Genomic DNA, 274 nt, shown 5'->3' with positions numbered 1-274 from the left:
TCGACCGGCCCAGACAGCCTTATATTCCAGTTGTCGGGCAATCTCACCAAATCCCGCATTCAGGACCGAACGGTTCAGGCCTGACTTGGCCTTGACGTTCGATCCGGGCTTGTCAGCACTTCCTTTTGCACTAGCCGTCATGCCACGCACATACAGGGATTCCATCGCAATCGTTTGGTTCTCGCGAACGATGGAGGTGGTGAGTTTATGCTGCCAGTCCTTGCGGACGTTGGCGGCATGTTCAGTGACGCGACCCACTTTCCAGTAGGCTTTG

At 55.5% G+C, this 274-nt stretch carries 1 protein-coding gene; it reads right to left on the bottom strand.

What is annotated here, in order from left to right; translation table 11 throughout:
• Positions 1-274: transposase (locus tag IV91_RS0114380; RefSeq protein WP_031599526.1), on the bottom strand; the 274-nt coding region annotated here is incomplete at both ends.

It is taken from the genome of Ferrovum myxofaciens, assembly GCF_000735045.1.
GTDB classification, from domain to species: Bacteria; Pseudomonadota; Gammaproteobacteria; order Burkholderiales; family Ferrovaceae; genus Ferrovum; species Ferrovum myxofaciens.
Note: the sequence above shows the minus strand (reverse complement) of the source record. Positions and strands in the feature narration are given on the sequence as shown.